A 13,553-nucleotide genomic window follows, 5' to 3' on the forward strand; every position below is an offset into this window, starting at 1 on the left:
AAACCATTGACAGCAAGTAGAATGACGCTTTATGATGGATTCATGGGATGAATTACGAATCATTTCGTCGGATAATGAAAGAGCACACATCTACTGGACAACCAGAGATTCGCTGTAGGAGCAACGCTGCCTACTACGAATCTCTTTTTTTATCCTCATATTCATAACAGGGAGGGGCGGCGTCAGAGCATACTAGGTAGAGAGATAGAAAAGTAAGAATAATGAATGATTTGTTGCCATTATAATTCCAACTATTCTGATAGGTAGAGGTGTATAAGATGAAAAAAGCAAAAAAAAGCCAGCGGTGGATCGCTTTGCTTCTGGCAGCCGTATTGGCTTTTCCGGCATTCGGAGCAGTCAGTGCAAGTGCGGCTGGCAACTCTGAGGTTAGCGCCACTAAACTAGATTATTTCGGTGAGCGGTACCAATCGCTTGCAGGCAAAGATCATGTTTTTGAAACACTGACTTATTACGAGCTTGATTATTTACTAAGAAATGCGACAGACGGAACTAATCCAGCTCCAGATGATAACTATGTTATTTTGTTTGGTGGTTCTTGGCAGCCAGAGACGCAAGCAGCAATTAGCTACATCAATGACGTGGCTAAGGAGTACGGCGTGACATCGATCAAGAACTTCGATACGAAGCTTGATGGGCCGGACGGTTGGGTTGATATTACAAAGCCTAATGCTCAGCCTACATATGAAATTCTTCCTGGAGGCACGGTAGCTAATGCAGCAGCAGCAGCGACTGACCAACAAAAAAGAACTGATTTTTCTAGGCGATATGTTGATTTGGGAGCCCGTTATTTGACCAACCTTAATGAGGTTACTGCTGGAAATTTAGGCAAGGTTAGCGTAACCTATACAGGCGACAATTCACCGGGTACGCAAGAGGTTAATGTTGTCGATTCTCCATTCTTGTTTATCTATAACAAAAACAATAAGGATGCCGAGGGCAAACCGACGCCTATCATTGCTTCCCTTGAAGGCATTAGCAGCGCAGGAAGCCTTGCCGCTCTACAAAACGGCAGCGGAGCAGAATCCTACAAGACGGCACTTCGCACCGTATTTGATAAAATTTCACCTGAGGGCACAAAAAATGCGAAGTATAAAGTCCTGACGAACCAATCGTATATTTCAGGTTCGTATAATGAATTTAGATCTGCTCCTACAGGCGGAAACACTACCGTAACTCCAGTCATTTTTAACAATGAAGATCCTAAAATCGTTCTGGATTCGGTTACGCTGGATGAACTGAAATATACGCTTTCTACAGAAGGCACGTATGTGTTTCTTATTGGCTGCGCTTGGTGCGGCGATACGCAAGGAATTGTGAAATACGTAAACCAAGTGGCCAATGAGTATGGAGTTGAGAAGGTATATAACTTTGATGCCAAGCTTGATGGCGGTATTGGCAGTGCACCAGCATATGCGACTAATCCACGTCCAGCTTGGGGTGATCCTGGCGGCAACTTCCTGCACACGCGGGATAATAGCCAAGCGATTACACCAATCTATACCAACTTAATTAATACCTATTTGCAAAACATAACTTCGGAGAATACAAAGGCAAGCAATAATATTATTTACTATAAGGATGCTGACGCTAAAACGAACAAAACGCCTATCATCGCAAGCAGAATCCAGGCTCCTTTTGTATTCGTGTACGACAACCGCAATAAAGATGCTAATGGCAATCCGGCGCCAATTCTTGGCCATGTGGAGATTATGGGCTACTGGCGAGATACCAATAGCAACGCTGCAACAAAGAGCTTAAAAGTCAACAGCCTGAGAACGCTATTCTCAAGAACAGAACTGAAGCCAAGCGGCTTAACCGCTGTGCCTCCGACAACACCAGGCGGCGAGGATGCGAAAATTGAAGGTATCGCGAAAGTAGCAACTGTTGGAGCTAATGAAGTTGTGTCTACAAAATCATTGGAGTACCGATTGAAAGCTGCTGAAGGAGAAGAGGCAGCGCCATATCTCCCGGTACCTTATAAGCAAAACGGGGGAGTTCCGTTGTTTGGAACTGCAATTCCAAACTTAACACCAGGCGTATATGAAATTCGATATGCGGCAAAACCAGGATTTGATTCCGAAAATAGTTCTTATACAACTGTACAAGAAACCCTATATGCTGCAGGTCCAGCTGTAGAAATCATTGTTCCTGACTTCCAAGCTGCACCGACGGATCTGTTCGATCTGGCGCCTGAATCAGAAACGGGCAAAGGGAAAATTGTACGAATCGAGAATGGTGTTCAGAAATCTCTTCCTGCTGGTCTTGAGTATAAACTGAAAGAAGCGCCAGAATCAGCTTATGTACCCGTTACTGGTGATGAAATTAGCGTAGACCCAGGCAAGGATTACGTTGTTCGGTTAGCAGCGAAAATCGAAGATGGCATTTCATATGCACCAAGCGCTGCGTTAACCGTTTATGTTCGCGGTTATAAAGAGCTAGGCAAGCCATCGGCATTGAACGCGGTTCATCCTTCTACGCTTCTCAATGATGATGGACAAATTGAAGGCCTGACGGCAGGCCAGGAATATCAACCGGAGTACGCTTTGGAATATAAGAAGGGCAGCGAAGAAGGTTCTGTTTACGTAACCGTGCCAGAAGCAGCAATACTCGCAGGCAAGCTTACAGGCCTCACGCCTGACCTATATAGTGTTCGTTACTCCACTTATGGAGACTTCAGCGCAAGCCCGGCTGTTGAGCTTCGCATTAAAGCAAATGTTGCTGCTCCTACAGGTCTTGAAGGCTTAGCACCGACCAGCACTTTGCAAAATAACGGTAAGATCACAGGAGTAAACTCAGCTCTTGAGTATCGCTCCGCTGGTCAATCCACTTATCAGGCTGTGATCGGTTCGGAAATTAGTGGATTGCTTACAGGCGACTATCTTGTTAGATACAAAGAGACAGAAAGCACGCTAGCAAGTGCAACGGTCACAGTTAATGTTCCTGAGTTTGTGGCACCGTCTACACCTGGTGGCAATATCGGTGGCGGTGGTGGTGGCACAACAACACCGGCAGGCATTACTCAATCCGGTGACACTGTAGTGGCAACAATCGCTTCTACCGTAAATGAAGAATCAGGTACGGCTGTAGCTGTAGTTTCAGCTTCCATTGTGACAGCACTACTTGATAAAGCTAAACAAACGGAAGCCGATGGCAAGAAAGCTTCACTTGAAATTAAAGTGGAGGATTCGCAGCAAAAGAACGATATTCAAGTGACCATTCCGAGAGCTTCTTTCAACGGGCTTGTAGCTGGTACAACTGCTGATCTGAAAATCAACGTTGGCTTTGGTTCGATTGTATTCAATGCAAGCACACTCAAGGCGATCAGCACGAACACGGATGCGGGCGATATCAGCTTCATTCTCTCCAAATCCGAGCTTACGGAAGAAGGCAAGGAAGTACTGGGCGATCGTCCGGTCTACGATTTGTCAGTATTCGCAGGACAAACCAACATTAGCTCGTTTGGCGGCTCGAAAGTATTCGTATCATTGCCGTACACGCTGCAAGCAGGCGAAGATGCGAATGCAATTATCGTCTATCATCTGACTGACGAAGGCGAGCTGCAAGTCGTTAAAGGTCATTATAATAAGTCTACGGGCGCAGTTGAGTATTCAACGGTCCACTTCTCGCAATATATTATTGGTTACAATAAAGTTGATTTCTCTGATGTTTCTTCCGCATCATGGTATGCATCGGCCATTCATTTCTTGGCAGCGCGGGAGATTACGAGCGGAACGGATGATACCCATTTCAGTCCGAACGCGTCTATCACTCGTGGTCAATTCATCGTTCTGCTTCTGAAGGCTTACGGCATTGAAGAGGATGAGGCTGGAGCAAGCAACTTTGCGGATGCTGGAGATACGTATTACACCGGCTATCTAGCAGCGGCAAAACGTCTCGGCATTGCAAACGGTTTTGAAGGAAACCGCTTCGCGCCAGACAAGACGATCTCCCGGCAAGAGCTGTTCACATTGCTCTACCGCGCTCTGGATGTGCTTGATGAGCTTCCGGCAGCACAAGCAGGATCTGCTTCGCTATCCAGCTTTGCAGATGCTGGTAAAGTAGCGGATTACGCAGGCGAAGCGTTCAAAGCACTCGTTGAAGCAGGCGTAATCTCGGGTTCGAATGGCAAGCTTCTGCCAAGCAACGTCTCGAGCAGAGCGGAAGTTGCACAGGTGCTCTACAACCTGCTTTCCCGTTAAGAGCTTTGGCCAAAAATCGTATAAGGGAACGAGAGTGGGCAGCCTTGGGCTGCCCATTCTTTCCCTTTTCACGAACAGAACAGTAGGAGATAAAATCAAATTATTTTAATTCCGACTAAAACAATGGGAAAAAACACGAAAACCATTGACATCCTTACGGGGTGCTACTAAAATGAGGATACATACTCAATGATGAAGTGCTTGATGACGGCATCTGAGGATAAATTATCGACTGGACCTCCAGAGATACAATTGGCGTGCGAATGTGCACCCTATTTGTATCTCTTTTTTTATTCAGACACGCGAACCGAAGCGCAAGAACGAGCAAGGTTTGCGTTGGATTACAAAAGAGGCTCAATCTGAGCGAAAGGGATGTTAACTATTCATGAAAAAACTATCATTATTCGTCATTATTGCCGTAGTAGCCTTTTTGGCCTTGACCTATGCCGTTGTATCTGCCAATAAGAAGGCCGATGAGAAGAATCCGACAAGCGACCAAGTGACAGCAACGCCAGAACCTGTCTCCACTGCTTCCGATGCCGTACAGCCTCAGGCTCAGACAGAAGAGCTAGTCGTTGTTAAAGAGAATCCAGTAGAAGCTGCTGGTGCTGTTCATACAACCCAAGAGCAAGCAGAGCCTGTTAAAGAAACTACAGCTGCCATCGTTCAAGAGGTCAAACCGGAACCGTCTACGGCACCGGCTGTTAAGAAAGACACGCAAAATCAAGTGAAACCGAACGCTGCAGGCACTGCTGCAAACAAGGCAGAAGAAGAAAAGCCGCAAGCATCGACAGCGCCTGCAGTAAGCGCACCCGCTAATCAAACGGGTACAGGCACACCTAAGGTGAGTTCTCCAGCTGCAACAGAAAAGCCTGTGCAGGAGACTAAAATCGCAACGAAGGAAGACACACAACCGGCTACTGCTGCACCTGCCGTGAAAGAAGAGAGCAAGAAATCCATCACGTTTACAAAAAAGGAAGAAGTTAAAGTCGTGACGCCGGCGGTGACCCCATCCTCATCTTCCTCCTCCTCCTCGGCATCTGAAGAATTTTGCGAAGAAGGCTGCTAAGATTTAGGCTGGGTTACTATTTGAGAGAAGGGCGGTCGGTTGACTGCCCTTTTTTTCAATAGGCCAGCCTTTATAGGTTGTACGCGATTTTAACGATTATAAGGAGCTAACCCCATGAAAAAGAACATTCTCATCGGAGGCGCAGCGATATTGCTGTTCCTGTTTGTTATTTTTACAACGAATCAACAACGGTCAAGCAGCAAGGAGAAGGAAATTAGCGAGCCCGTGCAGCAAGCCGTGGTTGAACAGCCCGTAACTAGTCCGATTCCGGTAAGCAGCATACTTAATGCTTCAGCCACGCTGGCGGATTCGATTGATTTTACATTGACGGATCTGGATGGGAATGAAGTTAATCTTCAAGACTTAAGAGGCAAAAACGTGTATCTTAACTTCTGGGCCACTTGGTGCAAATGGTGCAAGAAGGAGCTGCCCGATATTAATAAGGTGACGGGCCTGTACAAAGATAAGGATTTGGTTGTTTTGGCTGTTAGCGTAGGCGAGAATCAGAAGCTGGTGAGCAGCTTCATCCAGGAGCACGGCTATGAGGTGACCACCTTGGTAGATCCGGATAAGAAGGTGGCGGAGGAATATGGGGTGACGGCTCTTCCGGTCTCTATCTTTATTGATAAGAATGGGAAAATAGCCCACCGCAAGTTAGGCACCATGTACGAGGAAGAATTGAAAACGGTCATTGATGAGCTTCTTCTGAGAAGCTGATTCGCCGCCGCAGGGAGAAGCTCCCTGCGGCTTTTTATATTTGCTAAGCTGGATTGAAATAGCCTTTGTGCTAAAGAGGAAGAAGCCGTCGATTTTGCTTTTTTCGGAGCCGTACTTGTATATTAAACGTATAGCTTATATCCTTGAAAAGTGATTCCTTAGGAGGAACATGCACGGTTTCGCGAAAAACGAGAATTTTCGAGAAGGGCTAGCTGCCCTTTTTATAGAACCGGCAACAGATTTGGATATGACTATCAGGAGGAAACAACTTGAGTACACAAAATGTAGGCGTACCATTGGAAGGTTTTGCTGAATTTAGCCGAACCGTAGCTGCAGAAGGCGCGGTATTGTTAAAAAATGAAGGACAGGTGCTTCCGCTTCGAGATGGCGAGAATGTCGCTATATTCGGCAGAACCCAAGTGAATTACTACCGCAGCGGGACAGGCTCGGGCGGAAGTGTTCATGTTGCTTATACGACCAACTTATTGGATGGGCTTCGCAGTAAAAAAAATATTGTCGTTAACGAAGAACTGGCGGCTGTTTATGAGAAATGGATTGAACAAAATCCGTTTGATAATGGCGGAGGCGGCTGGGCAGCAGAGCCTTGGCACCAGAAGGAAATGGCATTAAGTGACGAGCTCGTGGCGGAAACAAGAAAAACATCGAGTAAAGCGATTATTGTGATCGGTCGTACAGCGGGAGAAGACCAGGATAATGCTGACGAGCCGGGAAGCTACCAATTGACTGCAGATGAGAAAGCGATGCTAAAGCAGGTAACGGCTTATTTTGAGCAAACCGTCGTTGTACTGAACGTATCGAACATCATAGATATGAGCTGGATGAACGACCAAAGCTATGCGCACCCGATTCCGTGCGTGATTTATTCTTGGCATGGGGGAATGGAAGGTGGCAATGCGATTGCCGATGTGCTGGCCGGAGAAGTGACGCCGAGCGGCAAATTAACCGATACGATCGCCTATTCGATCGAGGATTACCCGTCGACAAGCAATTACGGCAATGAATTTAAAAACCTGTATCAGGAAGATATATATGTCGGCTACCGTTATTTTGAGACATTTTGCCCGGATAACGTGCAGTATGAGTTTGGTTTCGGCTTATCTTATACTTCATTTATCGTAGAAGCGCAAGAAGCTAGGCTGTCCACTAAGGCAGGCGAGAACTACGTTGAAGTTGACGTCACGGTAACGAATACGGGATCTGCTTATGCCGGTAAAGAGGTTGTACAAGTGTATTACGGAGCGCCGCAAGGCAAGTTGGGACAGCCGGCTAAAGCTTTGGCGGCACTTGGCAAAACAAAGGTGCTTCAGCCAGGAGAATCGCAGCGTCTTACGGTAGGCTTCCCTGTACATGCCATGGCCTCTTATGATGACGCCGGTGTCACGGGACATCCTTCTGCTTACGTGCTGGAAGCCGGAACTTACCGTATTTTTGCGGGAACCAGTGTCAAAAACGTAACAGAAGTTGGCGTTCAAGGGCAAAAGGGTTATGCCGTGGAAACTCTTCAAGTAGTGGAGCAGCTGCAAGAGGCGATGGCGCCGACGGAAAGCTTCACGAGAATGAAGCCGGGTAGCCAAAAGGAAGACGGCTCGTATGAGCTCACTTATGTAGAGGTGCCGAAGCGGGCTATTTCTTTAGCAGAGCGGATTGAGGCCAATTTGCCTGCAGCGCTTGAGCAAACCGGTAATCAAGGGTACCTCTTAAGAGATGTCTACGACGGGAAAATTAGCATGGAAGCCTTCATCGCCCAGCTCAGCGACCAGGATTTGGCCGCGATCGTCAGAGGAGAAGGCATGAGCAGTCCGCTCGTAACTCCAGGAACGGCTTCGGCTTTCGGCGGGGTAAGCGATGGACTGTTTAATTATGGAATACCGGTTGCTTGTACGTCAGACGGCCCTTCCGGCATACGGATGGATAGCGGACAGAAGGCTACCCAGGTGTCCATCGGAACCTTGCTTGCGGCCACTTGGAACGTGGAGCTGGTCGAGGAGCTTTATGTCATGGAAGGCCAGGAATTGGTAAGGAACAACGTAGACACGCTGCTCGGGCCCGGCTTGAACATCCGTCGCAGTCCACTCAATGGGCGCAACTTTGAGTATTTTTCGGAGGACCCGGTTATTTCGGGCGTATTCGCCGCAGCATGCACGCGAGGCATTATGAACGGCGGCTCTAACGCTACGCTTAAGCATTTCGCCTGCAACAACCAAGAAAAGCACCGCAGCAAGGTAGATGCCATCGTATCGGAGCGCGCGCTTCGGGAGATTTATTTGAAGGGCTTTGAAATTGCCGTGAAGCAAGGCGGCGCCAACTCGATTATGACCTCTTATAATCCGGTTAACGGGCATTGGGCGGCTTCCAATTATGATTTGAACACTACGATTCTTCGCGGTGAATGGGGCTTTAAAGGCATTGTGATGACGGACTGGTGGGCCATTATGAACGATGTTGTCCATGGAGGCGCCGCTGACCGTAAATTCACCAACTGGATGGTTCGTGCGCAAAACGACCTGTACATGGTTGTGCCTAACTACGGTGCGGAGATCAATGGCTGGGATGATAATACGATCGAGTCGCTTGCGGATGGTACGTTGACACGAGGCGAGCTTCAGCGTTCCGCCATAAACATTTGTGAGTTCATCATGCATGCACCGGTCTTCTCTAGAAAGCAGGAGATTATCGAAACTGTAGAAGCCTTCAAAGCAAATGCAGCGTTAGCATTAGAGCAAGCACAGTTTCTTTCCGATAATGCTCAGGTTAAGCCAGCGGCAGCCGGTTCGACCTTTATGAAAGTGGATCACGCCGGCCAATACCGGATTATTGTCAGCATCATGTCGCCAGAGCCTGAACTGGCACAAAGCGCTTGTAACGTCACGCTGAATGACCAACTGATGACCACTATTCAGACGAATGGGACGGAAGGCAAGTGGATTAAACAGAAGCTTGTGAAAATCGAGCTGGAAGCAGGACTTTACGAATTGAAACTGGATTTCGTGAAACCGGGCTTGCAGATTGATTGGATTGAATTTAAACAAGTATAAGAATCCATAGTTCGATTTGCAGCGCCCAAAACCTATAGCCGGCTTTTCCTAACATTGGAGAAGCCGGCTTTACACTTGCAGGTTGCCCCAGTTGACAATCCGCCAATAAAAACATAGTATAGAATGAACGTTCTATCTATTGATCTGAGGAGGCGCGGGGCATGTTTGAAAACTATAATAAAGTGCAGCAGGCTGTTCTAAACACCACGCTCCGAATCATTATCCAAAAAGAGCTGCAAGCTACGTCTATGGCGTTGATTGCGAAAGAATCGGGCGTATCTACCGGTAATATTTATCATTATTTTAAGAGCAAGGAAGAAATCGTCAATGAGCTCTACACCGCCATCGTTACGTTCAACGGTGAATATGTGAGCAAAGGGTTGAATCAAGAGGGGACAATCCAAGAACGCTTCTTTGGGGGCTGGGAAAGGGTTATTGAGCTGAGCAAGCAATACCCTGAGGGCTTTCAGTTTATTGAGCAGTATTCGTTCTCGCCTTATATTTATGAGCCAGTCAAAATGAAAGCCTACTTGGGTGGCTGGTGTGCGCCGATGAATCTTTTATATCAAGAGGCCATTGATCAAAAGCTGTTCGTCCCGATGGACCCGAAATTATTGGTCCAAATGCATTATGGCTCCATGGTCTACCTCGTCAAAGGCCAATTGCATGGCAATTTTGAAATGGGGCAAGATACGATTCAAAACGCGATACAAGCCTGTTGGAAAGCGGTCATGCTAAAACAAGAAACAAAAGTGCCATAAAGGTCCTGTTGAGCAAAACCTAATGTTTAAGTTAATTAGAATGAATGTTCGATCTAAAAATGATTTTATTTTTAACCATAAAAGGAGAGAGAAACATGAAAAAGACGATTTTTATTACTGGCACAAGCACAGGGCTTGGAAAACTGACCGCTATTCATTTTGCCAAGCAAGGCTGGAATGTGGCCGCGACGATGCGCTCGCCAGAACGGGAAACCGAGCTTACCCAATACGACAATATCAAACTATTCAAGCTGGATGTTACCGACGTGGAGCAAGTACGTACTGCTGCCGCGCAAGCTATTGAAGCATTCGGGCGAATCGATGTTGTTGTCAACAACGCAGGAATGGGTACCTACGGGGCGCTTGAGCTGGCCGAAGAGAACGTTATTGACTGGCAATTCGGCGTTAATGTGCGTGGCCCCATCAATGTCATCCGTGCATTCCTGCCGCATTACCGGGCTAATGGCGGTGGGATGTTCATTAATATAAGCTCATTAATGGGCGTAACGACGGCAGTGCCGATTGGTTCCCTTTATAATATGTCCAAATTTGCCTTGGAAGGGCTAATTGAGGGGTTATATTATGAGCTCAAGCCGCTGAACATTGAGCTTCGTTTGGTGGAGCAAGGCGGCTCCTCCGGGAACAACTTCATGAACAACATTGTATGGAATACTAGTCAAGACATTACGGCTTATGATGAGATTACGGCTAAGGTGAAAGCCTCGTTCGAGAAGACGGACAGCAGCAAGGTTGATGATCCTCAGGATATCGTACAAGCGATTGACCAATTGGCGACTGGGGAAAGCACAAAGTTCAGAACGTTAGTGGGTCCAGCTGCCCAAGGCTTGGTTGCTATGCGAAACGCCATGCCAATTGAAGATTATTTAGAGAAAATAGAGTCCAGCTATCGATAAAGGTTACGCTTTGGCGGATTAGCATGATACTAAAGAATAGGGCAGGTGCTGCCCTATTCTTTTTTTGCTGTGAACTTCATTTCCTCCTCTATATCATCCCAAGATGATTCCGAAAGGAATGTTTATTCCGCTTGCCGATCCGGCTTTAACCGTTATAATGAAGAGCATACTTCGATGAAAGCGTTATCGAAACGGAGGAGGTTCCCATGCCGGCCATGCCCCAGTTCATTTCTATTCGTACCAAGATGCTCGTTCTATTCTGCTGCTTGATTACGGTGCCGTTTCTAATCAGCGGCATGATGACCTACTGGAAGTATTCTGCGAACATGGAGCGGGACGCGCGTACGAGCTCCGAACAGATCGTTGAGCAAGTCTCGATTAATTTGGAGCGGTATATAAAAGAAATGGAGCGGATTACGATGGCGCTCTATTACGATGATAATGTGAGCAGAATATTGGAGAAGCATACGGGTCCCCTCCAGGCTAACAGCTATTTAAGATCGGACGAGCTGTACAAAATGTCGCAAATGATGAGCTCCGTCATCTATGAGCGAACGGAAGTAGAGGGCATTTTTATTTTTGCTTTGGATGGCAGCTTATTCAGCAATTTGCAGGAGACGGCGAAAATCAACTGGCAGCCGTCTGATAACGGCTGGATGGAGACGGCCAATGCGAAGGACGGCGGCCTGGTTATTCTTCCTCCCAATGACGGAAGCTATTATTTGGAAAAGCCAAGAAGAGTTATTTCCTTGGCGCGGCTTATTAAGAACCCGCTCACGAACCAGCGGATCGGTTACGTGAAGGTTGATTTGACGAGCAAAGGCTTTGAGAAAATTTTGACCTCCATTCAAATAACGGAAAACAGCAAGCTGTATGTTTTCAACGAGAATAAAGAAACGATTTATCCATTCTCCGGAGAGGGCCAGGAAGAGATTCCGGTTAACACGAGCGAGGTCAATACGAGCAGAATGCTGGTATCGGAGAGAGCTACGGATTACGGAGGCCTTCATATTTTGGGCATCATCCCAAGGAGCGATCTGCTTACGGAAGCAAGGCAGCTGGTCAGCTATACTGGATGGATTTCTCTGGCTTCCCTGTTCATTGCGTTCGTAGCATCGGTGTTTACGTCGAACAGGCTGGTCAAGCCGATCCGCAATTTGCATGTCAAGATGAAGCGGGTGCAAAATGGAGAGCTGTCCGAACGGGCAGAGGTGACTACAAACGATGAGATTGGGCTGCTCACCTCCGGCTTCAACGTAATGGTTAGCCAGCTCGACAAGACGATTAAAGAGGTGTATGAGCTGACGATCCGGGACAAGGAATCAGAGCTGGCCGCGCTGCAGAGCCAGATTAATCCACATTTTCTGTACAATACACTAGAATCTATCAGCATGGCAGCCCGCAGGGACCGGAATGAGGAGCTTTCGCAGGTCATTGCGAGCCTCGGCAGGCTGCTCCAATATACGGTCAATAAGCAAGAGCGCCTCGTTCCCCTTCAAGAGGAGCTTGCATTCATAGACCATTATCTAAACATTCAATCCTTCCGGCTGGAGGACAGGCTACAGGTGGATATCCAAGTGGATTTGTCGCATGAGTCGATACTCGTTCCGAAGCTGATTCTGCAACCGCTTATCGAGAATGCCATCGAGCACGGTATGGGCAGCGGCACATTGAAGATAACCTTGACGACGAGGCTGGACGATCAGGATTTATGGATAGGGATAGCGGATGACGGCAAAGGCATAGACTCGGAAACGATGGCGAAAATAGAGCAAAATCTAGCCAAGCCATTGATCGGTCCCGAGCCGCAGCAGGGCAAACGAAGCAAGGGGTTTGCCTTGCGCAACATCCATCGCCGCATTCATATTCTTTACGGGGAGCCGTATGGCTTGTATCCGCAAAAAAATGTGACAGAAGGCGCTGCATTCTTTATACGAATACCGTTTTCATGGGAGGAAGAATAGGATGAACATATTGCTGGTAGAGGATGAGCCCAAAATTAGGCAAGGCCTGCGCGCCATTATCGAGGATGTAATCAAGAAGGGCCTGCACATACGCGAGGCCGGCAATGGGAAGGAAGCGCTGGAATGGCTGCGGACCAATAGCGGTACGGATTTGGTCATCACGGACATCCGCATGAGCGAAATGAATGGGCTTGAGCTGACGAAGCGGGTCAAACAGCTGTATCCGGAGCTTCTCCTTATTGTTATTAGCGGCCATGACGAATTCGGCTATGCACGGGAAGCGCTTCGGTATGGCGTGCTGGATTATTTGCTCAAGCCGATTGAAAGGGTTGAGCTTGCCACACTGCTTAACCGGGTTCAGGAGAAGGTGCAGGCCAAGCAAGGTGCCGATGCCGGGGAGGAGCGGGTGGATGACCAGCAGGAAAGCGGCAGGCTGCTGATTCGCAAGGTGAAGGAGCTCGTGCGGCAGTCGCTGGAAAAGGACATATCGCTACAGTTTCTCGCCGAGCATGTCTATTTGCATCCGAAATACCTGTCAGACCTGTTCAAGAGGGAGACCGGGCAAAACTTATCGGAATACGTGACCCAAAAGCGAATAGACAAGGCGAAGCAGCTGCTCAAGGACACCACTTTAAAAATAGCGGAAGTATCGGAAATGTGCGGCTTCGCCAACCATAAGTATTTTGCATCCTTATTCAAGCAGCATGTCGGCCAAACGCCTTCGGAATTTCGGGAGAGCTGAAGGACCTTCCGATATCAAACCTTTTCTGGAAATCGTGTCGTTACGGCGGCACGGTTTTTTATCTATAATTGCAAATGTAAGCGCTTCTTATAATAGCGTAAAGGGGTAAT

The 13,553-nt window shown here is 47.6% G+C and carries 8 protein-coding genes; all 8 read left to right on the plus strand.

What is annotated here, in order from left to right:
- Window positions 1-278: 278 nt before the first annotated feature.
- Entirely contained in the window at window positions 279-4,220 is a 3,942-nt protein-coding gene (locus FJQ58_RS13170) for an S-layer homology domain-containing protein (RefSeq protein ID WP_139994087.1), read from the plus strand.
- Between the two features lie 385 nt (window positions 4,221-4,605).
- On the plus strand, window positions 4,606-5,289 hold the full coding sequence (locus FJQ58_RS13175; protein WP_139994089.1) for a hypothetical protein: 684 nt from the start codon (window positions 4,606-4,608) through the stop codon (window positions 5,287-5,289).
- 114 nt (window positions 5,290-5,403) lie between these two features.
- Entirely contained in the window at window positions 5,404-6,006 is a 603-nt protein-coding gene (locus FJQ58_RS13180; RefSeq protein ID WP_139994091.1) for a TlpA family protein disulfide reductase, read from the plus strand.
- 269 nt (window positions 6,007-6,275) lie between these two features.
- Window positions 6,276-9,062 (plus strand): glycoside hydrolase family 3 C-terminal domain-containing protein, encoded by a 2,787-nt coding sequence (locus tag FJQ58_RS13185; protein ID WP_139994093.1) that lies wholly within the window; start codon window positions 6,276-6,278, stop codon window positions 9,060-9,062.
- Window positions 9,063-9,223: 161 nt separating this feature from the next.
- Window positions 9,224-9,823, plus strand: coding sequence for a TetR/AcrR family transcriptional regulator (locus tag FJQ58_RS13190; RefSeq protein ID WP_139994095.1), 600 nt, complete (start codon window positions 9,224-9,226; stop codon window positions 9,821-9,823).
- 95 nt (window positions 9,824-9,918) lie between these two features.
- Window positions 9,919-10,737 (plus strand): SDR family oxidoreductase, encoded by an 819-nt coding sequence (locus FJQ58_RS13195; RefSeq protein WP_139994097.1) that lies wholly within the window; start codon window positions 9,919-9,921, stop codon window positions 10,735-10,737.
- Window positions 10,738-10,943: 206 nt separating this feature from the next.
- Window positions 10,944-12,701: a cache domain-containing sensor histidine kinase gene (locus FJQ58_RS13200; RefSeq protein WP_139994099.1), complete on the plus strand. Its 1,758-nt coding sequence runs from the start codon at window positions 10,944-10,946 to the stop codon at window positions 12,699-12,701.
- Window position 12,702: 1 nt separating this feature from the next.
- Entirely contained in the window at window positions 12,703-13,443 is a 741-nt protein-coding gene (locus FJQ58_RS13205) for a response regulator transcription factor (RefSeq protein ID WP_139994101.1), read from the plus strand.
- Window positions 13,444-13,553: the final 110 nt, after the last annotated feature.

This window comes from Paenibacillus paridis (genome assembly GCF_006345825.1).
Taxonomy (GTDB): Bacteria; Bacillota; Bacilli; order Paenibacillales; family Paenibacillaceae; genus Pristimantibacillus; species Pristimantibacillus paridis.

What these genes read in the sequence shown, in the direction of transcription:
- FJQ58_RS13180 (WP_139994091.1), top strand. Translation starts at nt 5,404, where the DNA reads ATGAAAAAGAACATTCTCATCGGAGGCGCAGCGATATTGCTGTTCCTG.
- FJQ58_RS13205 (WP_139994101.1), top strand. Translation starts at nt 12,703, where the DNA reads ATGAACATATTGCTGGTAGAGGATGAGCCCAAAATTAGGCAAGGCCTG.
- FJQ58_RS13195 (WP_139994097.1), top strand. Translation starts at nt 9,919, where the DNA reads ATGAAAAAGACGATTTTTATTACTGGCACAAGCACAGGGCTTGGAAAA.
- FJQ58_RS13170 (WP_139994087.1), top strand. Translation starts at nt 279, where the DNA reads ATGAAAAAAGCAAAAAAAAGCCAGCGGTGGATCGCTTTGCTTCTGGCA.
- FJQ58_RS13190 (WP_139994095.1), top strand. Translation starts at nt 9,224, where the DNA reads ATGTTTGAAAACTATAATAAAGTGCAGCAGGCTGTTCTAAACACCACG.
- FJQ58_RS13175 (WP_139994089.1), top strand. Translation starts at nt 4,606, where the DNA reads ATGAAAAAACTATCATTATTCGTCATTATTGCCGTAGTAGCCTTTTTG.
- FJQ58_RS13200 (WP_139994099.1), top strand. Translation starts at nt 10,944, where the DNA reads ATGCCGGCCATGCCCCAGTTCATTTCTATTCGTACCAAGATGCTCGTT.